Origin of the sequence: Flagellimonas okinawensis (assembly GCF_029194005.1) — a bacterium.
Lineage (GTDB): Bacteria > Bacteroidota > Bacteroidia > Flavobacteriales > Flavobacteriaceae > Flagellimonas > Flagellimonas okinawensis.
This window is the reverse complement of the sequence record NZ_JARFVA010000004.1, coordinates 12,230-37,043: the sequence shown is the minus strand read 5'-3', so window position 1 is coordinate 37,043 and position 24,814 is coordinate 12,230. Positions and strand designations below refer to the sequence as shown.

21 protein-coding genes and 2 tRNA genes are annotated in these 24,814 nt (G+C 40.4%); 10 read left to right on the top strand and 13 right to left on the bottom strand.

Features of this window, described 5'->3' with window-relative positions; genetic code table 11:
• Positions 1-22: 22 nt before the first annotated feature.
• The 3 genes from PY091_RS12185 to PY091_RS12175 all read left to right on the top strand — a co-directional run bounded on the left by PY091_RS12185 (position 23) and on the right by PY091_RS12175 (position 3,582).
• Positions 23-1,303 carry an APC family permease gene (locus tag PY091_RS12185; RefSeq protein ID WP_275649944.1) on the top strand — a complete coding sequence of 427 codons (1,281 nt, stop codon included), beginning with the start codon at positions 23-25 and terminating at the stop codon, positions 1,301-1,303.
• Between the two features lie 96 nt (positions 1,304-1,399).
• The gene (locus PY091_RS12180) at positions 1,400-2,734 is read left to right on the top strand and encodes a YfcC family protein (RefSeq protein WP_275649943.1); all 1,335 of its coding nucleotides are present in this window, start codon (positions 1,400-1,402) and stop codon (positions 2,732-2,734) included.
• An 80-nt stretch (positions 2,735-2,814) separates the two neighbouring features.
• Positions 2,815-3,582: a DUF6090 family protein gene (locus PY091_RS12175; protein ID WP_275649942.1), complete on the top strand. Its 768-nt coding sequence runs from the start codon at positions 2,815-2,817 to the stop codon at positions 3,580-3,582.
• 31 nt (positions 3,583-3,613) lie between these two features.
• On the opposite strand, the gene PY091_RS12170 is transcribed toward PY091_RS12175, so the two are convergent.
• The 3 genes from PY091_RS12170 to sppA are packed head-to-tail and all read right to left on the bottom strand — an operon-like array spanning position 3,614 to position 8,860.
• The gene (locus PY091_RS12170) at positions 3,614-6,316 is read right to left on the bottom strand and encodes an AsmA-like C-terminal region-containing protein (protein ID WP_275649941.1); all 2,703 of its coding nucleotides are present in this window, start codon (positions 6,314-6,316) and stop codon (positions 3,614-3,616) included.
• Positions 6,317-6,351: 35 nt separating this feature from the next.
• The gene (locus PY091_RS12165; protein WP_275649940.1) at positions 6,352-7,059 is read right to left on the bottom strand and encodes a queuosine precursor transporter; all 708 of its coding nucleotides are present in this window, start codon (positions 7,057-7,059) and stop codon (positions 6,352-6,354) included.
• Between the two features lie 40 nt (positions 7,060-7,099).
• On the bottom strand, positions 7,100-8,860 hold the full coding sequence (gene sppA / locus PY091_RS12160; protein ID WP_275649939.1) for a signal peptide peptidase SppA: 1,761 nt from the start codon (positions 8,858-8,860) through the stop codon (positions 7,100-7,102).
• A gap of 68 nt (positions 8,861-8,928) precedes the next feature.
• Between sppA and folK the strand changes: the two genes are divergently transcribed.
• Positions 8,929-10,071: a 2-amino-4-hydroxy-6-hydroxymethyldihydropteridine diphosphokinase gene (folK, locus tag PY091_RS12155; RefSeq protein WP_275649938.1), complete on the top strand. Its 1,143-nt coding sequence runs from the start codon at positions 8,929-8,931 to the stop codon at positions 10,069-10,071.
• 113 nt (positions 10,072-10,184) lie between these two features.
• Here folK and PY091_RS12150 read toward each other — a convergent pair whose 3' ends face one another.
• Entirely contained in the window at positions 10,185-10,724 is a 540-nt protein-coding gene (locus PY091_RS12150) for an RNA methyltransferase (RefSeq protein ID WP_275649937.1), read from the bottom strand.
• Between the two features lie 147 nt (positions 10,725-10,871).
• On the opposite strand from PY091_RS12150, the gene mutS reads away from it, so the two are divergent.
• The 4 genes from mutS (at position 10,872) to PY091_RS12130 (ending at position 14,670) form a co-directional block, all read left to right on the top strand.
• Positions 10,872-13,454 (top strand): DNA mismatch repair protein MutS, encoded by a 2,583-nt coding sequence (gene mutS / locus PY091_RS12145; RefSeq protein WP_275649936.1) that lies wholly within the window; start codon positions 10,872-10,874, stop codon positions 13,452-13,454.
• Positions 13,455-13,530: 76 nt separating this feature from the next.
• Positions 13,531-13,603, top strand: a tRNA-Gly gene (locus tag PY091_RS12140).
• 43 nt (positions 13,604-13,646) lie between these two features.
• Positions 13,647-13,731 (top strand) — tRNA-Leu (locus PY091_RS12135).
• Between the two features lie 120 nt (positions 13,732-13,851).
• On the top strand, positions 13,852-14,670 hold the full coding sequence (locus PY091_RS12130) for an endonuclease/exonuclease/phosphatase family protein (RefSeq protein WP_275649935.1): 819 nt from the start codon (positions 13,852-13,854) through the stop codon (positions 14,668-14,670).
• Positions 14,671-14,895: 225 nt separating this feature from the next.
• Here the strand turns inward: PY091_RS12130 and PY091_RS12120 are convergent, their stop codons facing one another.
• The 6 genes from PY091_RS12120 to PY091_RS12095 form a co-directional block, all read right to left on the bottom strand.
• Positions 14,896-15,948 (bottom strand): type I restriction endonuclease, encoded by a 1,053-nt coding sequence (locus PY091_RS12120; protein WP_275649933.1) that lies wholly within the window; start codon positions 15,946-15,948, stop codon positions 14,896-14,898.
• 155 nt (positions 15,949-16,103) lie between these two features.
• On the bottom strand, positions 16,104-16,613 hold the full coding sequence (locus PY091_RS12115) for a hypothetical protein (protein ID WP_275649932.1): 510 nt from the start codon (positions 16,611-16,613) through the stop codon (positions 16,104-16,106).
• Between the two features lie 178 nt (positions 16,614-16,791).
• The gene (locus tag PY091_RS12110) at positions 16,792-17,457 is read right to left on the bottom strand and encodes a DNA-binding response regulator (protein ID WP_275649931.1); all 666 of its coding nucleotides are present in this window, start codon (positions 17,455-17,457) and stop codon (positions 16,792-16,794) included.
• Positions 17,458-17,472: 15 nt separating this feature from the next.
• Entirely contained in the window at positions 17,473-19,122 is a 1,650-nt protein-coding gene (locus PY091_RS12105; RefSeq protein WP_275649930.1) for a tetratricopeptide repeat-containing sensor histidine kinase, read from the bottom strand.
• Between the two features lie 6 nt (positions 19,123-19,128).
• Entirely contained in the window at positions 19,129-19,416 is a 288-nt protein-coding gene (locus tag PY091_RS12100; RefSeq protein ID WP_275649929.1) for a hypothetical protein, read from the bottom strand.
• Positions 19,417-19,494: 78 nt separating this feature from the next.
• Positions 19,495-19,668 (bottom strand): hypothetical protein, encoded by a 174-nt coding sequence (locus PY091_RS12095; protein WP_275649928.1) that lies wholly within the window; start codon positions 19,666-19,668, stop codon positions 19,495-19,497.
• A gap of 367 nt (positions 19,669-20,035) precedes the next feature.
• On the opposite strand from PY091_RS12095, the gene PY091_RS12090 reads away from it, so the two are divergent.
• Both PY091_RS12090 and PY091_RS12085 read left to right on the top strand, forming a co-directional pair.
• Positions 20,036-20,761, top strand: coding sequence for a hypothetical protein (locus PY091_RS12090; RefSeq protein WP_275649927.1), 726 nt, complete (start codon positions 20,036-20,038; stop codon positions 20,759-20,761).
• 123 nt (positions 20,762-20,884) lie between these two features.
• Positions 20,885-21,787 (top strand): YihY/virulence factor BrkB family protein, encoded by a 903-nt coding sequence (locus PY091_RS12085; protein ID WP_275649926.1) that lies wholly within the window; start codon positions 20,885-20,887, stop codon positions 21,785-21,787.
• Between the two features lie 17 nt (positions 21,788-21,804).
• On the opposite strand, the gene PY091_RS12080 is transcribed toward PY091_RS12085, so the two are convergent.
• From PY091_RS12080 to PY091_RS12070, 3 genes are all read right to left on the bottom strand, one after another.
• Positions 21,805-23,118, bottom strand: coding sequence for a serine hydrolase domain-containing protein (locus PY091_RS12080; RefSeq protein WP_275649925.1), 1,314 nt, complete (start codon positions 23,116-23,118; stop codon positions 21,805-21,807).
• Between the two features lie 61 nt (positions 23,119-23,179).
• On the bottom strand, positions 23,180-23,980 hold the full coding sequence (locus tag PY091_RS18665; protein ID WP_275649924.1) for a helix-turn-helix domain-containing protein: 801 nt from the start codon (positions 23,978-23,980) through the stop codon (positions 23,180-23,182).
• Positions 23,981-24,103: 123 nt separating this feature from the next.
• A complete protein-coding gene (locus PY091_RS12070; RefSeq protein WP_275649923.1) occupies positions 24,104-24,814 on the bottom strand; it encodes a gluconate 2-dehydrogenase subunit 3 family protein in 711 nt (236 codons plus the stop codon).

The window sequence follows — 24,814 nt, the reverse complement described above, 5'->3', positions numbered from 1 at the left end:
TTCAACTCAACTAAAAACATCCATGAGCAAAAAAATCAAACTTGCCGAAGCTATTTCCATTGGAATAGGCGGAATGGTAGGCGGAGGGATTTTTGCTGTTCTAGGTTTGGCCGTAACCCTATCAAAAGGAGGAACACCCTTAGCCTTTCTTTTTGCGGGAATATTGGCCCTGATAACATCTTACAGTTATATAAAGCTTTCAAAAAAGTACCCGGACAGGGGCGGAACCGTAAAATTTATCAATCAAGGGTTCGGCAAAAATATATTTAGCGGGGGCATCAACAATCTGCTGTGGGTGAGTTATATAATAATGCTTTCCTTATATGCTTCCGCATTTGGCTCTTATGCCCCAAACCTTCTTTCTTTAACGGGAGGCGAAATGGATTTTCATATTTATGCCAGCGCCATTATCATATTGGCTTCCATTATCAATTATTACAGCATTAAGGTGGTAGGGATGATAGAATCCTATGCCGTGGTCATAAAACTTGTAATTCTAATAGCATTTATCGGGATTGGTCTATATGGCTTGATAGGTAACCCGAACCTGGAACAGTTATCCCCAGAAAACTGGGAAGCTCCTTTACAACTTTTAACAGGCGGCATGGTCATTTTTGTCGCTTATGAAGGTTTCGAGTTGATTGCCAACTCAGCTCCAGATATCGAAAATCCTGAAAAGAATATTCCCAGAGCCTATTATATTTCCATCATTTTTGTGGTCTTTTTGTACATCATCATAGCAGTGGTCACTGTGGGGTCACTTCCATTTGACACCATTAAAACTGCGGAAGATTATGTTTTAGCGGAGGCTGCCAAACCCATGTTGGGCCAAACGGGATTCACCATAATTACCATTGCAGCTTTGATTTCAACCTTTTCTGCCATCAATGCATCTCTATATGGAGGAAGTAGGGTAAGTTATGAAATTGCCGAGGAAGATGAACTGCCCCATCAGCTCACCTATCAACTTTGGAATCAGCCCATTGGCTTACTTATCACTGCAATTTTAACTTTGACCTTGACCAATACGCTGCAACTGGAAAGTATTTCAACTGCTGGAAGCGTAGGTTTCTTGCTCATTTTTGCCATGGTGAACTATGTTGGTATTCGGTTATCAAAAGAAATCGAAAACATTAGGGCAATTCCCATAATCGGGTTTATCTTATGCATTATTGCTACCACTGTTTTACTACAGCAGCAATTTTCAGCTAACAGAATGGGTGTTATTGTTGCCATTTCTATCATCGGCAGCTGTTTCTTAATTGAGTACATCTACAAATGGATAGAAAGGAGCAAAAAGTAATTGCATCCTTTTTTTATATCCAAAATCAACAAAAAAAGCTTATTTTCAGGAGGTTATACATTCACCATCACCACCGACTTCTGAAACCAACCTTAAATGAAAAAATTTCCCAATGCCTTTGTCATACTCATTTCTGTCATAATCTTTGCTTGGATATTTACGTACATAATACCACAAGGGAGCTATCAAAGAATACTGGATGAGGTCACTGGAACAACAAAAGTGCTCAACAACTCTTACCAATCGGTAGATTCGGAACATTTATCCTTCATGGATTTAATCCTCTCCATTCCAAGAGGTATTATTAGAAGGGCGGATGCCATAGTTCTCATCTTATTGATCGGAGGTTGCTTCTACGTTATAGAAAAAACAGGAGCGCTTAACCAAGGATTGGTGAAATTGGTCAGAATACTGGAGGGAAAAGAGACTTTAGCCTTGGTTTTGGTCTCCACCCTATATGCTGCTGCAGGTGTTACTATCGGCATGCAGGAAGAAGTAATCGCCATGATTCCCATATTACTCTTGTTCGGAAAAAGTTTGGGCTTCAATACGCTCACCGTGATACTAATGAGCTACGGATCCACCGTAATTGGCAGTTCTTTTAGTCCGTCCAACCCATTTGCTGTACTGATTGCACAAAAAGAAGCTGGACTCCCCTTACTTTCTGGCAGCGAACTTAGGTTAATGGTCTTGGCAATTGTTCTTGTTGTTTGGACCATTTATCTTGTTCGATATGCACACAGAAACAGAATTGAAAAGGTACAGATGCCTTCGGCACATGAATCAATGACCGCAAGAAGTAAAATCATCTTAATACTGCTCGGTGCAACCTTCTGTGTTGTTATTTATGGTCTTTTGTTTTTGAACTGGGATTTCAACGAAATGTCTGCCTCATTTTTTGCCTTAGGTATAGCTGCCGGACTCATTGGCAGGCTGGGCATCAATGGTACTGGAGAATCTTATATAGAAGGTTTTAAGGAAATGATGTTTGCCTCCATAATTTTGGGACTTGCGAATAGTATATCCTTAATTTTGAAAGAGGGTATGGTAATGGATTCCATTGTCAATGGCCTTTTTGGACCTTTGCAGTACCTTCCCCCATCAATATCTGCGATAAGTATGATGGTGGCCCATACGTTTTTGCATTTTCCAGTGCCCAGTTATTCCGGGCAAGCTGTATTGACGATGCCCATCTTGGTTCCTCTTTCCGATTTAATTGGTATATCCAGACAAACCTGTGTCCTGGCATATCAATATGGAGCTGTTATGGGCGATATGATTGTACCGACCAATGGAGCTCTTATGGCTGTTCTCGCACTTTGTAACATTCCCTACAATAAATGGTTAAGGTTTGCCATTAAACCTACCTTGATCATTTTACTGGTGGCCGCCATTGCATTGGTTATAGCTGTATCCATTGGATACCGATAATTTTTTTATTTGACAGGATGATAACCTAAAAATAATTAGATTCGTTTTGTGGAACTATCTGAAAACGCCAACAGAAGTATATGCTAAAGCTATTTCGAAAAGTAAGAAAGCAATTGATTGCCGAAAAAAAAGTCAGCAACTACCTGTTGTACGCCCTTGGAGAAATCATTTTGGTGGTCGTGGGCATCTTGATCGCTCTGGCCATTGACAACGCGAACGAAATCAACATTAAAAAACATAAGGAGCAGATATACCTTAAAGGACTAAAAGAAGAATTCGAGACGAGCAAGACAAAGTTGGAACAACTTATCGCTTTCAACAAACAAAGCTATGAGGATTCAAAAAAAATTATAGCCTTTATGGTAGACCCGGACAAGAACCCTTCGGAACAGGAACTATCCAATCTATTGTATAATGCCTTTGCTTTCGATATTTCCTTCAATCCCAATAATTCCCTTTTGGAAGAAATGATCAATTCCGGTAGCCTAAAGGACATTTCCAATCCCCGATTACGAATTTTGTTGACCAACTGGATTTCCAATATGGACGACATCTCCAAACAGGAGACCATGTTGGACAATGAAAGGCAGCAGACCATAGATATGTTCCGAGGGGAAGAGAACAGTATAAAGACCATTTATGACCTGACAGGCGTTTCCGGTGAACTGGGAATACCTTTAAACAGTGAAAAGACCAGCAATATCAAACTTTTGGAATCAAAGGAATTTGAGAACAATATGCTCATGTTCATTTTGACCAGCATCAAGACCGAAACGGTACACTACGATCCCTTGATGCAAAGCCTTGATGAGATCATTATGGTAATCGATAAGGAAATCAAGGAATAAAAAAGGGGCGAAATAAATCGCCCCTTTTTTATTAGTTCACACTATCTTTTTTCTTTTTCTTGAGCAGTCCGCCCAAAATGGATTTGGCCGCGTCCTTAACGCCATCCTCCGTTTTGGTCTTGGCGGAATCTGTTGCCGTACTATCTTTTTTACCTCCCAATATATTGCCAATGGCATCCTTGACCCCAGTGGATTTAGTGGCCGTGGTATCTGATTCATCCTTTTTGAAAGCATCGGACAAAAGGTCCTTCACCTTATCCTTTCCTTGGTTCACCAGCTTTTGTTTTTGCATTTCCACCAACTTGGAAGTCAAGGTCTTTACACTCGAGGTCAGATCCGTGCTTACCGATGGATCGGTAAAACTACCACCGATGTTTGCCGTAACGGGGACAGTCACCTCCCCTACACTGTTGTCGTTCAATTGAGCGATCAGTTGGGTTACTTCGGCACCCAGATATTTAGCGGGCACATCCAATGTAGCACTATATTGCATTTGCCTATCAAAGGTATGGCTACCATTGACATTGATATTGATATCCTTGTATTTCAAGGTAAACGGTTTCACTTTGACCGTACCGTTATCAAAAGTCAAAGCTGTTTTAAGGCCATTCAGATTGATTTCTTTGGTATTCAAAAAATTCAGTTTGCTATCCAATGCAGACACCAAGGGGGCCTTTTGTGTATCTACCGTTGGGGATAAAAGTTCTGCCAACAAATTTCCGGAAACAGTGGCCAAGTTAGGTGTAAAATCATCCTTTAGGTTTCCAGCTATTTTTATATCCGAATTCAATTTCCCGTTCAAGGCAGTTGCCAACGGTGTCAATACTTTAAATAGCTCCAAACCGGCAAAAGACTCCCCAATGTTAAAATTGGTCATCCCAAGGTCCATATCAAATGTGGAAGCCTCTTTTTTTGTTGATACCGAACCTGATACCCCTAAAGTACCCCCAAACAAATCAGAGGTCAGGTTTTTCACCGTGGCCGTTTCATCTTTGATGACCAGTGTCCCCTTTACGTTTTTTAAGTTAAGGTTGTCATAGACAACGGTATTGGCCGAGGCTTCGATGGTACAATCCAAGAAGGACGGTATCCTGATACGCTCTTCACTCGTTGATGCATCTTCTCCTTCAACAGGTTCCGATTCGGTTTCTGAAGCCTCATCTTCCATCATAAAATCGTTCAGGGCAAATTGATTGGAACTCAAGGTAAAGTTCCCCTCTATGTTCTCATCATTGAACATAAAGCCCAATAAATTGGTCAAGGTACCTTTCGCTGCAAAATCCGTATTTCCGGTTTTACCGTTGAACGAATCCAATGTTACCGTGTTCGGGTTAAAGGACACCGCTGCATTGTTAATCGCCACAGGGTTTTTAAGCTCTTCGGAGGCGTACTCAAAACCGGATAGGGAGGCCTTTCCCGTTGTTTTGGTGTTCTGATATTGTTTCCTCTCCAAAGAGGCCATATCAAATGCGGTTGTAATGTCGGCGTTCAATATTCCTTTGAGGTCAAAATCTTCCGGAACAGGATAGGCCTGCGAAATATTGGCCAAGTTGATCCTACCATCCATATGGGCATTTACCTTGGTATTACCCATAAGTTCACGGATCTTGGCATTCAGGTTGAATTGATCCTGATCGATCAAAAAGGACAATCTATTGATGTTCACATAGGTATCCTCGGTAATTCCTGTTTCGTTATTGATCTCGGTATCTATAAATACATTGCGCACCGATTTGGGCAAATCCGGGTATTTAAAGGAGGCGTTTTCCGAATTAATGGCGATTTTGAAGGCAGGGATATGATCATCATCCACCACCCCTTTAAACTCCCCGTTCACCTCAAAATTACCCGTGGTTTCAACATTTTCTATATTGGCGGCATAGGCTTCGGGAATCACTGCCAAAAAGTTTTTAAAGTCGGATGATGGTGTTTTAAATGATATATCGACCTCCTGATTTTCCTCGTTCACTTTAACGAAGCCATCGAACACCAAAGGTAATTGGTTGACAAGCGCCTTGTTTTCCAAGAAAGAGTATTTGCTCTGGTTTAAATCGATACCGATCAAAGCATCTAGATTGATCTTGTTCTTGTTCAAATATTGTGTACTGTCCATTTCAAAGGACACCAAGGCATCAGTAAGGGTCTTTAGTTCAGATTTCTCCAAAGAAAGATCTCCTGTACCAGAGTGGTTCATCTCAGTGATATCCAATCGCATTCCACTGCCCAAATCCTCGTAGATGACCTCTGAATTGGTAATGGCATACGAATCCATGTTCAAGGTAAAATTACCGCTGGCTTCGTCGGCTGTTGAAGTAGTGGATTCCTCTGATTCCTTTGCTATATCGTAATTGGCATTTCCTTCCGCATCTGCCTTTATGTGTAATTTTGCACCATCGATATTCAAGGTCTTGATTACAATAGGTTCATCTGCAGATTTAAACAGTTCTTTAATGGACATGGACAATTCTATCTGTGAGGAAGCAAAGAGCGTGTCCCCCTCGAATGGCGCTTTGTTCACCAAGGAAAGTTCGGATAGCCCAACATTGGCATATGGAAAACTTTTGAGAAGACTAAGATCTGCATCCTCAAAATCCAATGTGGCATTGATACTATTGTTCACTTTGGTCTTGATTATCTCTTCAATCTTACCTTGTAGGAACAAGGGCACCAAAATGATAATTGCAAGTAGGATAAGTAGGGTTATTCCGGTAATTTTCAGGAATTTTTTTTTCATATTTGGGTGTTTTACAACAAATTAAAGGAGAAGCATCAATCCAACGAAATTTCCTCTCCTATTTTTAAGTTAAATCTTCTACGCATCAGATATACGAAAAAATAGAGCAATGGGGTGTCCAATACGGCGATCATAATCTTAAAAATCACTCCGCTGATCAATAGTCCGTAGAACTTATCCCAAGGAAGTACTCCAAAAATACAGAGGAGCCCGACAACTGTAAAAGTGTCTATAAATTGGGAGGAAAATGTAGAGAAGTTATTCCTAAGCCAAAGCATTCTTCCTTTTGTAACACGTTTCCAAAAGTGGTAAATGGTGATATCGATATATTGGGCTCCCAAGTACGCGAGCATTGAGGCCAGTACGCCGAGGGGGGACAACCCAAAAACCGTGGTAAATGTGCCATCGTCTACAGGTGAAGAAGGAATGGCATTGGAATAATTGGCGATCAAAATGATGCCCATCGAAAAAAAGGAGGCAAATATTCCTGCCGTAACCACTTGGTTGGCCTTTTTCTGCCCATAGATTTCCGATACCAAATCCGTGATCAAAAAAGTAATGGGATAGGGCAATATACCAACCGAAAGCTCAAAAAGTGGTGCCCCGAAAACGGTGACATCCCCAAACGGACTCCAAGAAAAAAACTTTTGAAATATAAGGTTGGACACTACCAAGGAGGTGATGAACAATGCCCCGAGATACAGATATATGGAAAATGCTAACTTCTTGTCCTTTTGCGTCATATAATTTGTAGGCTAGTTGAATGAGCCCTTTGTGATAGGTCTATTTGATGTTCAAGCTAAAAGGCATTTTGGCCTGTATACCTTCTTGTTTGGTGAACTGTTTAAATTCCTTCAATATTTCGTAGGTCTCGGAGCCGATTTCCTCTTGAATAATGGACTCTCCTATCTTGGATTTTACCGACCCAAAATCTTCCATGAAACGTTCAAAGTCGGATTTATATTTTGGGTATTTACGAACACCATAATCCTCTGTCCCTGCCATTTCGGCGGCTGCAGCTATGGCGTCCTCCAAATTGCCAAGTTCATCCACCAAACCAAGTGCCTGAGCGTCCACGCCGCTCCACACCCTTCCTTGGGCCACCTCGTTTACTTGTTCCACAGTCATATTTCTACCTTGCGAAACACGCTCCAAAAACGTCTGATAGGTTTGTTCTATGCTCTCTTGCATTACATTTCGGAAAGTATCGGTCATCGGCTCAAAGAACGAATAGTCCACGGAATTTTTATTGGTCCCCACCTGTTCAGCATTTACACCGATATTCTCCGCAAGTTGATGCACATTGGGAATGGTACCGAAAACGCCAATGGAACCTGTAATGGTTGTGGGTTCCGCAAAAATCTTATCGCCGCCCACGCCAATATAATATCCGCCCGATGCAGCGACATTTCCAAAGGAAACCACCAATGGTTTTTCCTTTTTCGCCAATTGCATCTCGCGCCAAATAATATCGGAAACCAGAGCACTGCCACCAGGTGAATCTACACGAAGTACAATAGCCTTGACACTTTCATTGTCCACAGCTTTGTGAAGGGCATCCACAATAAGGCCTTGGCCAATATAATCCTTGCCCCCTTCTCCTCCGAGAATTTCTCCTTGGGCATAGATCACCGCTATTTTATCGGACCCCGATCTGATTTTCCTTTTGTTGGCATTTTGTACGTAATCCGTAAGCCCTATATATTCCAATTCGTCATCTGGGGCAATACCCACCTTTTCTTTGAGCAGACCCTCATATTGGTCATAATACAGCGTACCATCCAAAAGACCTGAAGCTACCGCATATTCTGGTGTTCTACCTCCTAGGGTGTCGGCTATAATGTTCAAATTCTGGATGGTAATATTTCTGGATTCGGAAATATCGTCCAGGATAACGCCCCAAACAGAGGTTATGAGCTCCTTGATCTGGGTACGGTTCTCCTCGCTCATGGTATCTGACAGAAATGGCTCCACCGCACTCTTGTATTTGCCATGGCGGATCACTTCCATTTGTATTCCCGACTTTTCCTGAAGATCCTTATAAAAAAGCACCTCAGTGGCGAGTCCCTTAAAATCGACCACACCTACGGGATTTAAGTATATCTCATCCGCTGCGCTGGCCAAATAATAATCCCGCTGCGCAAAAACATCCGCATGGGCCAATACAAACTTGCCGCTGGACTTAAAATCGATCAGGGCCTTTCTGATTTCACGGGTTTGCGACACTCCGGCTTGCAAAAAACCAGTGGTCAAGCTGATTCCTTCAATATCATTATCTGTTTTGGCCACCTTTATGGCGTGCAGTATCTCATCCAAACCGAGTTCTTCCGTCCACAATGACGCAAAAGGGTCCGTCTCATCCTTTCCAGTATAATCCCGGATAGGACCCACAAAACTAATTTCGAGCACCGAATTCCTTTTCACAACAACACCATCCTCTGCACTTCCCACCAGGATCATAAAGATGAAGAACATTCCAACAATAATCATAAATGCCATCAAGCTCCCCAAAATTGAGGCAAGTAGGTTTCTTAAAAACTTCATTCAATAAAATTTAATACACTTCAAATATAACCATTGTAGTATTGTTTTGTTACTTTGTTTCTTCGATTATGGTTACAAAACAAAAGGCATATCTTTCTTTGGGCAGCAATTTGGGAAATCGTCTTGCGAACCTTCAAAAGGCTGTATTTAGAATTCAACAAAAAGCGGGCAAGGTCTTGGATATTTCATCCGTGTACGAGAACCCTGCAATAGGGTTCGAGGGCGATGATTTCTATAATATTGTATTATCGGTACTTACACCGCTTGGACCTAAGGATTTACTGGAAACCCTGCTGCAGATCGAGCAGGATTTTGGTAGGATGCGTTCCGTTTCCGGTTATAGTTCAAGAACTCTAGATATCGATATTATCTATTACGGGTCAGAGGCCATCAACAATGATCAATTGGTGATTCCCCATCCACAAATGCAGCACCGTAATTTTGTTCTAAAGCCCCTTAGCGATATTGCCCCGCAATTCTACCATCCATTGTTATCCAAGGATACTCGCAATCTGTTACAGGAATGCAAGGATAAGAGCCAACTCACCAAAACAAAGCACAAACTGTTCAAGGATAGGTCGGGACTGTTCTCTCAGCTGCAACTGATTGCCATTGAAGGAAACATTGGGGCAGGAAAAACAACCTTGTCCAAAATGATTTCCAACGACTTTAATGCAAAACTGGTTCTGGAGCGCTTTGCGGACAACCCTTTTCTCCCCAAGTTCTATCAAGACCAGGCTCGTTATGCATTTCCGTTGGAAATGTCTTTTTTGGCAGATAGGTACCAGCAGTTTATGGACGATACATCACAGTTCGACCTGTTCAAAAATTTTATGGTGAGCGACTACGATATTTTCAAATCGCTGATTTTTGCAAAGGTTACCCTGCAAAAGGATGAATACAATCTGTACCGAAAGGTCTTTAATTTTATGTACAGGGAGGTACGAAAACCCCAGATTTACCTATATCTATATCAAAATACCGAACGGTTATTGGCCAATATAAAAAAAAGAGGCAGGGACTACGAGCAGAACATAGACCCCATATACCTGGAAAATATCAATCGTGGATATTTGGATTTTATCAAGAGTACACCAAGTCAGAACAGCATAATCTTGGATATGGGCGAGCTCGATTTCGTTAACAATCCAGAGGATTACGAATTCATTTTAGAAAAGCTGGAGGACAATATACTTTTGTCAAACATTTAAGAGAATTTTTAGAAAATGTTTGGATATAACGAATGGTTTTATTTTATTAGCAGCCTCAATTCGAGAAACTAACTAACTCAGACTTATATATGGCCCTGTTTTTCAGGGCCTTTTTATTTTTGGGCATTTAGCTTGGACCATACATCCCAAACCACCACCCCGGCACTTACAGAAATATTCAACGAATGTTTTGTTCCAAACTGAGGAATCTCCAAAACTGTTTCACAAGCGTTGACCACTTCCTGGGAAACACCTTTTACCTCATTGCCAAAAATCAGGGCAACGGTTTCTTGGGCATCAACTTGAAAATCGTTTAAAAGTACGGAGTGTTCCGCCTGCTCGACCGAAACCGTTCTTACACCTTCCTTTTTCAACTCCTCCACAAGCTCCAATGTATCTTTTCTGTATTCCCAATCCACGCTTTCGGTAGCTCCCAAAGCCGTTTTACGGATATCTTTGTGAGGTGGGGTCGCGGTAATACCGCAGAGGAAAATTTTCTGGACCAAAAAAGCGTCTGCCGTTCGAAAAACGGAGCCAATATTGTTGAGGCTTCGAACATTGTCCAAAATTATGATAATGGGAGCTTTCTTGGCTTCCTTAAATTCGGCTACATCCAATCGCTCCAGCTCGCTATTATCAAGTTTACGACTCATTTTTTAAACATTGAGGTGAAAATATCAACAAAAATTTTTGATGGTCGATGAAAACAATATATTCGTTTTCATCCCAATTTTGGGCAAAAGTAACAGAATTAAATCGCTTTGGCAGCCAAGAAAACGAATAAGAAGGTAACCCCGTTAATGCAACAGTACAATGCCATTAAGGTGAAACACCCTGATGCCCTGTTGTTGTTCCGGGTAGGGGATTTTTACGAGACCTTTGGGGAAGATGCGGTAAAGGCCGCCAAGATATTGGGCATCATTCTGACCCATAGGAACAATGGTGGGGACAAGACGGAACTTGCCGGATTTCCACATCATTCCCTGAATACCTACTTACCTAAATTGGTGAAAGCGGGGCAACGTGTGGCCATATGCGACCAGTTGGAAGACCCCAAACAAACCAAGAGCATTGTAAAACGTGGTGTTACGGAACTGGTGACTCCAGGGGTCGCCCTGAACGATGACATCCTGACGGCCAAAAGCAACAACTTTTTATGCGCTGTACATTTTGGACGCCATAAATTGGGAGTCTCTTTCCTGGATATTTCCACCGGGGAATATTTAACCTCTGAAGGGTCGGTGGAACAAGTGGACAAGCTGCTACAGAATTTTTCACCCAATGAAGTATTGGTATCCAAAAGCCACAGGAAGGATTTTGTGGAATGTTTTGGCAAACAGTTCCATAGTTTCTTTTTGGAAGATTGGATTTTTCAAGAAGATTATGCCAAAGAGAGTTTGAACAATCATTTTGGGACAGCAACGCTTAAGGGTTTTGGCATTGATCATCTCAATCATGGGATCATAGCATCGGGAGCGGTACTGCATTATCTTTCGGAAACCCAGCACAGTCGACTGCAGCACATCAATAAGATACAACGAATTGCAGAAGAGGAATATGTTTGGATGGACCGTTTTACCATCAGGAATCTGGAGCTCTACCATTCAACGCACCAAAATGCAGTGACCTTGTTGGATATTATAGATAAGACCATTTCCCCAATGGGAGGTCGACTTCTAAAAAGATGGTTGGCACTACCGCTGAAAAATGTGGAAAAAATCCATCAAAGGCATCAGGTCGTATCCTATTTTAAAGAGGAAGAGGAACAACTGAACAAGATTCAGGGAAACATCGGCCGAATGGGCGACCTTGAGCGACTTATCTCCAAACTGGCCACAGGTAAAATCAATCCAAAGGAAGTGGTCCAACTCAAAAATTCGCTTGAAGCTGTTGCGCCCATCAAACAATTGGCCCAAAATAGCACCAACGACTCGCTGCAGCACATAGGAGAGCGACTGAACGATTGTGATGCACTCCGTTCCAAAATAAAGGAAGTACTCAACGAGGAGGCACCGGTGAACATTGCCAAGGGCAATACCATTGCTCAGGGTTACTCCGAAGAGCTGGACGAATTGCGAGGACTTGCTTTTTCCAGTAAGGATTATTTGGACAAAATGTTGGAGCGAGAAACCAAGGAAACGGGAATTACCTCTTTGAAAATCGCATCAAACAACGTATTCGGCTACTACATTGAGGTCAGGAACACACACAAGGACAAGGTTCCGGAAACTTGGATTCGCAAACAGACCTTGGTCAATGCGGAGCGATACATTACGGAGGAACTTAAGGAATACGAATCCAAAATATTGGGAGCCGAAGAACGGATTTACCAATTGGAGCAACAACTTTTTGAGCAGTTACTAGTGTGGATGCAGGAATACATTGCACCGGTTCAATTGAACGCTCATCTGATCGCCCAACTGGATTGCCTCTGTGGCTTTGCGCAACTGGCAAAGGAGAACAACTATATTGAACCAGTTGTGAACGATTCTACCGAAATCGATATTAAGGAAGGTAGGCACCCCGTTATCGAAAAGCAGTTGCCCATCGGTGATGCATATGTAACAAATGATGTGCTCCTAAACCGAGAAGAGCAACAGATCATTATGATTACTGGACCCAATATGAGCGGTAAGTCGGCACTGTTACGACAAACGGCACTCATTGTCCTATTGGCTCAAATGGGGAGTTTTGTACCCGCCAAAGAGGCCCATTTGGGCGTCGTGGACAAAATATTTACCCGAGTCGGTGCAAGTGATAATATTTCAATGGGGGAATCCACGTTTATGGTGGAAATGAACGAAACCGCCTCCATTTTGAACAATCTCTCCGAGCGCAGTTTAGTCCTACTTGACGAAATTGGTCGAGGAACAAGCACCTATGATGGCATTTCGATTGCCTGGGCGATTTCTGAATACTTACATGAACACCCTGCCAAGGCAAAAACATTGTTCGCCACCCACTACCACGAACTCAATGATATGACCAATACCTTTACCAGAATAAAGAACTACAATGTCTCCGTAAAGGAATTGGAAGACAATGTTCTGTTCCTTAGAAAACTGGTACCAGGTGGAAGCGAACACAGCTTTGGTATACACGTGGCAAAAATGGCCGGGATGCCTCAACAAGTAATCCAAAAAGCGAACAAAATCCTTAAAAAACTCGAAAAATCGCATTCCAGTGAAGAGGTAAGTGACAAATTACAGGCTTCCCAAAACGAAATGCAGTTGAGCTTTTTTAATTTGGACGATCCATTATTGGAAGAAATCAAGGAAGAAATTTTACACTTGGACATTGATACTCTGACACCTGTGGAGGCTTTAATGAAATTAAACGAGATCAAGCGCCTGTTAGGAAAAAAGAAAAAAGCTTCTTCCTAAAAAAATTCTTTTATTTTAATAGAAATATTATAAATTTGCATCCGCGCTTGTGAAAGGTGCAAGAGTTCTTTAAAATGCGAAAATAGCTCAGTTGGTAGAGCATCACCTTGCCAAGGTGGAGGTCGCGGGTTCGAATCCCGTTTTTCGCTCAAAGAAAACGCTGCTTGCAGCGTTTTTTTGTTTCAAGTCTAGGCTCGAGTGGTGGAATTGGTAGACACGCCGGACTTAAAATCCTGTGGGCATTTTGCCCGTGCGGGTTCAAGTCCCGCCTCGAGTACAAAAACCCTTGTCAATCTATTGATTTTCAAGGGTTTTTGATTTTTACACAATATACTTATTACAGAATCCCGTAAGTTACAAGCTCCTTATTCCTTATTTTTCAGTACAAATTCAACCCATGCTGAAAAAATCTATCCTCGTAGTACTGCTACTGATTTACCATTGTTTTGTCTTTTCCCAACAAGATGAAATTTCCTTAATATCATGGAACATCAAAGACTTTGGAAAAACCAAAAACACGGAAGAACTTAACGAAATAGCTGAAATTGTAAGAGACGCGGATATTCTAGCCATTCAAGAAGTGGTGGCTGGTTTTGGAGGTGCTCAAGCGGTGGCGAGACTAACGGAAATACTAAATAGAAAAGGTGCTAAATGGGACTATGTGATCAGTAATCCCACTGATAGTCCAAAATATGTAACCGAGCGTTATGCCATTGTTTGGAAGACAAGACACATAAAAATTAAGAACCGGGGCAGATTAATTATTGAGTTGGATTCCATTATTGACAGAGAACCCATGCTTTTGGACTTTTATACAAAAGGAAAAAAGTTTACTGTAATTAACTTCCATTCAAGGCCCTACAATAAAGATCCTGAAAGTGAAATTATGGCGTTATCCAAATTTGCAATTGACTCATCGGGTTTCTTTCCTCTAATAATTGCAGGTGATTTTAATGTAAATGAAGAAATGCCTGTTTTCAATACCCTTAAAACATCCGGATTCCAAGCGGCCATTTCAAACCAAAAGACCACACTAAAGTGGGAATGTGATGGTACCGAATACCTCAATTATCCCATTGATAATATTTTTTATTCAAAGGGTGTTTTAAAAGTAAAAGGAGGAGTAGTTGATTTTGTGCGATTTTGCGAAAACCTGCAAAAGGCCAGCAAATTATCAGACCATTTACCGGTGTTTTTAAATTTTAGATTGGATTAAAGCTAGGTTTAATCCTCCCAACCGCATAATGTTCGTCCCAAATCTTTTGCCTCAACTAATGTAACCTCATAAATTTTGGTCGAACAGTTGGACAAACCCCGGCAACGCTTATTATAATGATACCTTTTACTACTCTTTCCCTTGCAGATGTATACTTTGGTCTCAAAAATTGTGACAGTGGTAAAACTCGTAAGCGTAATAAAAAGTATGGAAGCAAAAAGGATTTTACTCTTCCTCATAATAGTCCACTGTCTGAAGTAACTCCTTTTCAAATTGATAGATATCATCTACAGTTTCAATAAAGTGCCTAGTCTCCTTTTTCATCTCATCAAAAACCCCTAAATATTTGTTGCCTCCATTAAGATGAAGTCTACAAAGTGGTTTCCTATTGTTATCGTCCAATAGGATACCAAAATAGGACTGTGTATCTCGGTGAACAATACGGTCAATGGCTAACTTTCTTCTAAGAATGGCCACGATAATTCTAAACCCTTCCAATTCCTCTTCTGTAGTGTTTACTTTGCTCGCTTTTTCCGGCTCCTTATCTTCCTCCAATTGTTTCTCCGCCTCTTTGTGAAGTGCGGAATTCAATCGGTTGTTTACCTTCTCACTAATGGTTTGGGAAAAGGCCTTGCTTACCAAATCGGTGAATTCCCCCATTACCTTTTCAGTAAGCCGGCCAGAATAAACTTTTCCTGCAAAAAGCCTTACAAAATCATATGAAGGCTCTTCCAATTCTATTGAGATCATCTTCTTAATTTCCTTAGTATATTTTAAGGAAGATGCGTTGTCCACAATCTCATCAATATCAAAATTTGATTTATGGAACTTTGTAATCTCATTAATAGTACTTTCTTTTAATTGCGTGATATCAAACTCCAAAAATGGTTTTTCATCCATTTTATTGGTCGCTTCCAAGTCCGTATAAAATTGATATTCTATACCATTGGTCAATAATGCAAATCGAGTTTTTGTGGTATGAAAATATCGAAATAATTGGGAGTTGTGAGCAACTAGTTTTTCTTTCCAATTTTTACACTCTATAATAATAATCGGTTCCCCATTTTGAAAAATAGCATAATCCACCTTCTCTCCTTTTTTAAGGCCCAAATCCGCAGTGAACTCAGGTACGACCTCGGTTGGATTGAAAGTATCATAACCCAATAAATTAATGAACGGAAGAACAAATGCATGTTTCGTGGACTCTTCCGTATCAATTTGTTCTTTAAGCTTGACTACTTTCTCGGCCAAGGCTTTCAGTTGGTTTTGAAGTTCCATTTTTCTTGAGGTTAAACTTTTTCAAACCTAAAACCAATAAAAGCCATTCCCTTACAGAATTCTGTAAGAGCCTGGCTTTTTACCAAAAAAAATTGAGAAATGAATAAAATAATCCGTTATCTCTATGGTGAATAGTACATGATTAGTGTTTAAAGCTATTCACTTACTTGTTCTAAATGGCTTTTCCATTCTGTGGGTATCTCATTCAAATCATAGACCTGTAGTCCATCGTTTTGATTACTCGCAGTGGCTTGCACCAAGGTTTCATTTAAAAATTCAGTGTCCAATTTATACATTGCCCCTGTTGCAGGGTCAATTATCAACATACCTATAAGTCCTCCCAAGAGCAAATTCCCAAAATACCAACCGTCCATTTTAAATTCCACTGGAACCGTTTTGGTATCGTAACCGGTTTTGGAAAAAGTCACCTGATATCTTGCCTTTCCAAAAAATCCACTGCCTGCCCTTAATTTTAATGTTGCTGGAGTTTGTCCTGAAAATATTTCAATTCCTTTTTTATCCTTGATTACAATTTTTGCTTCACTTGGGGCACTATTAATTGAAATAGGATAGCTAGACTTGCTTACTATGGACGCACAACTGGAAAAAAGAATTGTGGTTGCCATAAGAATGGCCGATAATTTAAAGGTTGATTTTTTAATCATTTGAATGGTTTGAATAGTTTGTGTTGTCCTAATTTTATGGCACTTAGGTTTAGCCTCGTTTTTAGTTATGGTCGAACTCCATATGATTTAATTTTCTTTGCTCCCAAACATACTTGTAACTAAAAACAATCCCTTACAGAAATCCGTATGGAAATGTAGTTTGGTATGATTCCGAGGTTTAAATTTTATCCTCTCGAATCAATTTAGCAATCAAATGATTGGTATTCTTAGCTCCAAATTCATCAAACAATTTACTGACCCTTTTATCTATGGTACTCTCACTGTTTGGGCTAATATTATCCTTTTTCAATCGTTCCGATATCTCCTTTTTTGTGAGCCCATCTGCCAACGATTGTAGGATCATCAGATCAAACTCTTCCAACTCAAATACGTTGTTACTTACATTTAAGTCGATTTCTGGAGAAACAAAGGTTCGGTTATGGTAAACTTCCTGTACCGCCTTTACGAGTTCCATTAAGCCATTTCGGCCTTTGCATACATAGGCATTTATCCCTTCTTCCTTAAAAAGTGCGTTAATTTTAGAAGGATTGTCTTCCATTGAATTTATGATCACCTTCAAATTTGGCTGAATTCCGCGGGCAGCTTGGATCAGTTCCAGTCCCGAGGTGTATTTACGCTCCACATGATCTTCTTTAAAAAAGAGGTCGGTAATCAACAGGTCAAAAGGTTCGCCTTGGGTCAACGCAAATTTTACACGGTTATAGGCTTTATCGCAATACAATTCCTCTTGTATTGCAGTGATATATAATTTATCCCTAAGTGTATCTGCGATTCCTTGATTGGTATCTTGAAAATCCTCTGCTATCAGTACTTTTTTGAACATACTAACTGAATGTTTTTAAACTGGTACAATCATGTTGGCATTGAATCCAGCTCCTTTGTCCGAATCAAAAGTAATGCTTCCGCCTATGGCCTGAATACGCTTTTCCGTATTCCGAAGCCCATTTTTGGAATTTAGCTCCCGTTTCGATGCCCCCACGCCATTGTCCGAGTAATTTACCAAAAGGGTATTTCCTGATACTTTAAACCCTATGGTTGTCAAGGTCGCATTGCTGTGCTTGCCCATATTGATCATAAGTTCCTGTAGGATTTTATATATTACCATTTTGGATAGCGGTTGGATGCTGTCCCAATCCATATCCTTGGCTCCCGTAATGATCAAATTGGTCTGTGAAGGAGTTCTGAAACGTAACATCTCCGACAATTCCTCTTTAAAATTGGGACCTGTATTCACTTCATTGACTTCTCTGGAAAAACTACGGCTCTGATTATATAGCCCATCCAATCGGTCCAAAATCTTTGATTTATCGGCGTCCCCTTGCAGCATCAGCATGGTTTGGTTCAACCCGGCACCAAAATCATCATGAAGCCTGCGTGACATATCCGCTTCGGTCTCCAAGGTGGCCACTAATTTTGCGGTTTTGGTCTCTTCTTTTAAACGTTTTGTTCGCTGTCCAAAATAATAGATGGCAAAGCTCAGACCCAACAACAATGTGATGGACCCCAGATAAGACATTATTTTCCGGCTACGTTCCCTGGTCGCAAGCAATGTCTGTTCCGCCTTTTCCTTTTCCAATCTTAATATGGATTCTTGCTTTTGTTTATCGTCATATTTATACTTTGCAAATTGGGTTTTCACCATTAATTCTTCCTTCTCAAGGCTATCCTTTAAAATTATATAGCGATTCCGAACCCCAATATTATGGGGTTGCAGTTGCATTATAAACATTAGCGCATCGGTTTCGGCGCGAGGCATTCTTATTTTCCGAGCAATATTGATCACCGTATCAAAATAGGCCATTGCCGCATCGGGATTTCTCTTCATATTCGATTCTCCCAAGTGCGTATAGCTCGAGATCTGCCCTCTTCTATCGTTTTTCTGGCTCCTGATTGTTAATGCCTTTATTAAAGCCTCTGTTTCATCTCTACCATCCAAAAGCCATTTGGCATAGGAAAGATTATCCAAAACTCGGGCATATTGAGTCGTGGTTCGATTTAAAGAAGGGTCATCAATAATATCCTTTAAAATATCAACCGCCTTTTGGTACTTTCCATAATCAATATAAGTTACCGCTAGATTGTTCTTAAATTGTAGTACATCCTGTGCTGAATCCGTTAAGTCCAAGGCCTTTTGAAAATAGGCCAGAGCGTCTTCGAAATTGAGAAGTTTTCTGTGGTTGGTGGCCAAGAGATTATAACATTGGACCATTTCTTTCCTATGTTCGTCCCCATTCAAATACGTTATGGCCTCGGTAACCGTTTCTTTGCTTCCAAAAAAATCATTCTGATCCTTTTGAACAATCGCCATGCTCAATAAAATTTTTCCGACCCACAAACTATCATTCAACGCAGCAAAATAGTTTTTCGAATTCTTATAATTGTTAAAAGCGCTATCGGGCAAGTTAGAATAATGATCATAAAAATATCCCATAAAGTAGTGCTGTCTTGCCAACATGGAGACATTATTGGTCAGCATGGCCTGTTCCACTACATTTTAATTGTAATCTACCAAACTATCGTACTCGCCCAAAGACAGGCTCAACAACTCTTTTTGATACAATATATTAAGATAAAGACTATCGGTTTTACGTTTTTTGGCAAAGTAAATAGATTTGTTGGCGGCTTGTTTTTTGTCCGTTAATGACAGATTTGTATTCAGTGATTGTGTATAGTAATATAAAGCACTGTCCTTGATTTTAGCTGTACCCGTCACGGAATTTCCATCTGAATGTCCACATGAACTGAACAGAACAATCGCGAGTAAAAGGAATAGGTTCTTCAAAATCTTCAAGGTTGTTTTTAAAAAAAGAGCCGTGCCTAAAATTAGGCACGGCTCAAATTAGTAAAATTATTCCTACTTCTATTCCCCAGGTGGTGGTGGCGGAGGTGGTGGAGTTGGCGGTGGATTTTCATCATCCCCCTCGGTTGCCACTGTATTGTACAATGTCTCGGTATCGGCTACATTTTCTTTGGTACAAGAAAACAAGAACATATTAAAAACTACGGCCATTATGGCCCAATGAATTTTCTTCATTTTTAAGGTTCATTAAGGTTAAACAAAGAGGTGGCCGTCCGGGATACCCGGATTTATTTCGGCCTTGCGGCCACCTGTGAGTTTTGGAGTACTCCTTTGCTTTTTTTTGGAAAGTGGAAACTGTAAGCGGCGGTATCGGCTACTTTCCGGTGAGCCAAATACTGACCGCTTTACAGAATCCCATAAAAATGAATCCTCTAGAAAAGCTATGTTAGCAAAGCACAGCTGAATTCATTTCTGCGACAAAGTAAATTGGAGGAATGATTTTGATTGCAGACAAAGGCCGGACTTGTTGTAGACACTTTTTAGACACCAGTAAACACAACCGCTCAGAGCCGTTAAGCTTCCATATTTGCTGAATGAAAATTTGTACATTAATACAATGGATGATAAAAGGATAGAGGAAATCGTTCTAAAAGTTTTTGAGAAAGCTAAAGGGGAACATGCATCCCATTCTAGGTTTGCCTTATCCAAACATATAAGTCTGTTCAGCAACTTAAGTTCTAAAACATTGGAACGCGCTTACGACAAATACATCAACAAACAGAATGAAACAGGCCAACTGCAAGCCGAAAGTGTCGACCTTTTATGTCAATATTTAGGATTTAAGAACTATGCGGATTATGTAAAAAACAACCATGAAGAATTACCCACAAAGAAAAACATCAAATACCTGAGCTTAGGCGTCATTGGAATATTGTTGATGGTTTTAATCGTAAAGCTTTGGCCCAAAAAAGTAGATAAGAATACAGCGCAAGATGAGTCTTGCATGACATGGGCAGATTCCATCTATGTTTTAATATCCTGCGAGGTGGGTCCACGGTCAAAATTTGGCACAAAAGTGGAACCCATTGATCCCTTTAAATTGAAAAATTTTAAAAAGATTAAGGTAAACATGGCAACCCGCTTTTTTACGGAGGATGGCAATCCCATGATCTGGTACTATAAGAACAAGGACAAAGAAATTGAATACTTTACTTCTCCCGGTCTTCATCCTATTACGGAGGAGACTTTACGAAAAATCACACCATATATTATAGAGACCTACGTGCCATTGCATTCAAATAATCCAGATTCCTTTTTAAATGAATAATGAACACTGAAACCTCTAATTATTCATTACCGTCAACAATTAATTTTATTCCAACAATAACCTGCTTAAAGAAATCTTATGTTCCCGTCATAAAATCACTTTTAAACCTATCAAGTGCTTTTTTTGAAAAAGGAACATATGTACGAAGATCATTTTAGAATTAAGGATTTTCCTTATCTGATACTGGATACCTTCAAAGCATGGAACCAAGTAAGGCCTTGGAGATTAAGTGCTGTTGTAGCCTATTATGCAGTCCTGTCCTTGCCTGCATTATTAATAATCATTATTAATGTGATAGGATCCATTTGGGGTACGGAAATTGTGCAAGGCCAACTGACCAATGAATTTTCTTCTGCCTTGGGACCCAATGCCGCTCGTACAATTGAGGAAATAATCCAGGATACCCAAAACAAGGACAAAAATTTAATTTCTACCATCATTGGAATAGCCACGCTACTTTTTGGTGCTACTGGTGTTTTTTACCAATTAAAAATTTCCTTGAACGAAATTTGGCGTATAAAAGGCTTTCAAGATTTTAGTTTTTTGAAACTGATTACCGAAAGGGCAAAAAGTCTGGCCTTTATTTTGGTCATAGGTTTTTTACTGCTCATAAGTTTTATAATTACAGCAGTAATAGCAGCATTGAATGATTACCTTAAAAGCCTCTTCACAGAAATTGCCATTTACTTGGCCTATGGAATAGATGTTGTCTCCTCCATTGGTATAATTACCATATTGTTTGCGCTTATGTTCAAATTTCTGCCAGATGCCAAAATTAAATGGAGAGCCGTATGGTTTGGAGCTTTCTTGACCGCCGTATTGTTTGTAATCGGTAAATTTTTACTGGGCCTCTATTTTGGAGAGGCCAATCCAGGTTCTACCTATGGAGCTGCCGGAACCATTGTTTTGGTCTTATTATGGGTATCCTATTCTTGTTTGATTTTGTTTTTTGGAGCCCAGTTTACTTATATCTATGCCAAGAAATATAACATCCTTTTTGTTCCCTACTATGAATTAAAAAATTGATGTCCCAAAAAATAGCATCACTTCAATTTTCCTTCCACAACAATCCCTTTCCACCCCATTAATGCATCATAGGTTCCATCTTCATTTTCGACAAACTCAAATGATTCGGCCTCTTTCGGATTTTCAAAAAACACGGTTGGTGATTCCGCATTTAGCGATGCTATTTTTTCTCCCTCTTGAAAAACTACAAGTTGGTTGTTTTCCATCCTTATCTCCAACACCAGACCATCAAAATCCGCAAAGGTATAAAAGCCTTCATAACGTTGAAGCGTTTCTGCATCAACAACTATAGCCTTTCTGTTGATTTCCTTTGGAAAGCTTACCGGCTCTGATTTTAAAATGGCCGCCATATCATCGATTGTTTTAAAAAATGGCATTTCGTCATAGTTGGCCAACAAAACAAAATCAAATCCATGAACAAGATCGCTGTACACCTGTGCACGTATCCCTACCGACCCTCCATCTTTGGCTATAACTCCATTTTTGTTCTGTAAATCCTCGGCATAAGGGTTTTGCTTCACAGCATCCAAGAATTTTTTCAAATCAGCTGCTGTCGAAAAAAGGCGGGCCGTCCTAAACTCATCCTTTCTGATATTTTCTACCCTTGTGACCAAACTATCCTTCAAAACATGGTTTTGCGCCAACGCTATTTTTCGGTCTTCTTTTACAAAAAAATGTGCGCCACTGGAGTTCATACCCAATGGAATAAAAATTTCGTCCATGACACATTGGGAAAATGGCTTTTCGTAAATATTGGAAATGATATAATAAAGTATCTCGTAACCAATATTGGAATACTGTAAATCGGACCCTGGCTCGAACAGAAATGTCTGATTGCTCGCCAATCTCACTATTTCTTCCGGATCAAGGTCATATTCCTGCCCCTCATAGCCAATCAACTCCCTTGGCAACCCAGAGCTATGTTCCAATAACATTTGTATTGTAATTTCTTCCCCTTTTGGAAAACCATCCAGAAACATGTCCAAAGTTTGCTGGGTGGAAAGCCTTTCCTGACTTTCCAATTTTGCTACCAAATAATAGGTCATTAATTTGGAAACCGAATGGATATCGAACTGGGTATCGGTGGTAACGTAAGTCGAATTATCTTGATCATGGTTCAAATTATAGGCCCTATTCAGTAATAAAGTATCATTTTGAAAAGCCATGACCACACCATTGAAATGGTTTAACTCGGTCAATTTCAAAAAATAGGTATCCAACGAATCTCTTACCGCAGCCATTTTTTGGGATAACTTTACCTCATGACCCGAGTTCTCTTCACCGCAACCAACAATTAATAAAAAACCTATTAAAATCAAAAAATATCTCATGCCTCTAATTTTGTGCAAAGAAGGTAAGATCTGGAACAATAAAATTGTAAAAATGGAAACCTCAACGGTGACGTATCATAAATTGGGGGAGGTTTTTAAAAAACTCCAACGGTCGAACACCGCAAACTTTTTTAAAATCGTTGATAAAATGGGCTTGATCAAAGTATCCGTAGGCATGGCTAAGCTCCGTAAGCGTAATTTCTGGATTATTGGATTTATACTTTACCAAGTCCAGAATCCGTACCGTAACAATGAACTTTTTTAAGCTGTACATCACTTCTTTTTTGAATACTTTGCCCAAATACTGTCTTGATTTCTTAAAGTGTCCACTTACTTCGTTCACGCTGATTTTTCCTTGCGTTTTATGAATGTACTGGCAGATTTCACGCACCATGTTCATGGAAGGCGACAATTCCATAAGCCTGTTCTCCATAAATTCTTCCGCTAAAGAAAAACGAGTGGACATTCCATCAACATCAAATATATTTTGATGCAACAAAAGGAGTTCCGAATCGGTTTCTTCCATGGGAACCACACCTGACTTGCGCAGTGAGGAAAAAAAATGCGCATTCACCCATGGCTGTAGCTTTATGGTAAAAAATGTGAGCGATCCCTTGGCCTCGATCCTGTAAGGCGGGGTCACATCATGAACCGTGAACACCTTGCTTTCTATAGGTACTTCCCGCTGATCCGTTCCATAATAAAATAAGCCCGAAGCTTCCTTAAAAAAGACAAGGTCATAACAGCAATCATCGATGACAGGAATTTGCCCTGTACCCTTTTCACCCTCAATATGGATATAATAACACTCCTTGAACAAACTGTTCAAGGGTTCCACAGGAATATGTGTTTGAACTTCCACATAACAAATGTATCATTTCCTGCACTGAAATTGACCAGTTACATTTCTTTGCCTATCACAATTAACCTCATAAAAAAGGCCCGTACTTTTGGTATGGGCCTTCTTTTATGTGTACTATTTTGTCTAGGTGAGTAGATTTCCATCCTCGTCCCACTCGGCTATAACACCACGTTTGCTCTGGTCCACACATTTGGCCAGCCACTCCTCATCATAGGAAACCCCGTGCTGCTCCAATACATCCTCGGGGACACCATCCCACACGTTGGGCATATTCCCCTTGTAACCGATTTCTTCTATTCCAATTTTACTGGTGTAAAAGCCGGTCATGGTCAAGTTTCTCACTGTGGAGAAAAAATTCACCTCAAAAGGTCTCTCGTTACCGGGTATTTCCGGATCGTAAAAAGCTATTTCATCTAAAATGGCTTTTTGTTGCTCTTGGGTGGCACCTTTGAATTCTACCCCGTTCTCGGTGTTACATTTGTGGTCCAACCACATCAAACCACCTCGGATATCGGGCTGAAGGGTCTCTTGATCCTTGCACATAAACTCTATAAAACCTACCACATCGGCATCGGAAGCTCCTTTAAACTCATCGGAGGGAGGCAAAATCAAATCACAAAGTATGGTAAGGGTTTCTAACTCGTGCGGATTTAAAAACTGCTCATCTTGCAGCTCGTTGATCAGTTCCGTTTCCAAAGGAACCCGTCCCGGATAAGTGATTTTAGGTGCTTCTACAAGCACGGCACCTTCCGTGGAGGGCTTGCACCCATGTATGGCCAGTCCGCCAGCTACGGAACCAAGTACAATCGATTTTAAGCTCTTTCTTCTGTCCAT

Bases quoted from the DNA above. Each gene is read 5' to 3' on its own strand.
- PY091_RS12070 (WP_275649923.1), bottom strand. From the start codon at position 24,814: ATGGACAGAAGAAAGAGCTTAAAATCGATTGTACTTGGTTCCGTAGCT.
- PY091_RS12080 (WP_275649925.1), bottom strand. From the start codon at position 23,118: ATGAGATATTTTTTGATTTTAATAGGTTTTTTATTAATTGTTGGTTGC.
- PY091_RS12130 (WP_275649935.1), top strand. From the start codon at position 13,852: ATGCTGAAAAAATCTATCCTCGTAGTACTGCTACTGATTTACCATTGT.
- PY091_RS12185 (WP_275649944.1), top strand. From the start codon at position 23: ATGAGCAAAAAAATCAAACTTGCCGAAGCTATTTCCATTGGAATAGGC.
- PY091_RS12115 (WP_275649932.1), bottom strand. From the start codon at position 16,613: ATGATTAAAAAATCAACCTTTAAATTATCGGCCATTCTTATGGCAACC.
- PY091_RS12095 (WP_275649928.1), bottom strand. From the start codon at position 19,668: ATGAAGAAAATTCATTGGGCCATAATGGCCGTAGTTTTTAATATGTTC.
- folK (WP_275649938.1), top strand. From the start codon at position 8,929: ATGGTTACAAAACAAAAGGCATATCTTTCTTTGGGCAGCAATTTGGGA.
- PY091_RS12150 (WP_275649937.1), bottom strand. From the start codon at position 10,724: ATGAGTCGTAAACTTGATAATAGCGAGCTGGAGCGATTGGATGTAGCC.
- PY091_RS12170 (WP_275649941.1), bottom strand. From the start codon at position 6,316: ATGAAAAAAAAATTCCTGAAAATTACCGGAATAACCCTACTTATCCTA.
- PY091_RS12175 (WP_275649942.1), top strand. From the start codon at position 2,815: ATGCTAAAGCTATTTCGAAAAGTAAGAAAGCAATTGATTGCCGAAAAA.
- PY091_RS12165 (WP_275649940.1), bottom strand. From the start codon at position 7,059: ATGACGCAAAAGGACAAGAAGTTAGCATTTTCCATATATCTGTATCTC.
- PY091_RS12110 (WP_275649931.1), bottom strand. From the start codon at position 17,457: ATGTTCAAAAAAGTACTGATAGCAGAGGATTTTCAAGATACCAATCAA.
- mutS (WP_275649936.1), top strand. From the start codon at position 10,872: ATGCAACAGTACAATGCCATTAAGGTGAAACACCCTGATGCCCTGTTG.
- sppA (WP_275649939.1), bottom strand. From the start codon at position 8,860: ATGAAGTTTTTAAGAAACCTACTTGCCTCAATTTTGGGGAGCTTGATG.
- PY091_RS12180 (WP_275649943.1), top strand. From the start codon at position 1,400: ATGAAAAAATTTCCCAATGCCTTTGTCATACTCATTTCTGTCATAATC.
- PY091_RS12120 (WP_275649933.1), bottom strand. From the start codon at position 15,948: ATGGAACTTCAAAACCAACTGAAAGCCTTGGCCGAGAAAGTAGTCAAG.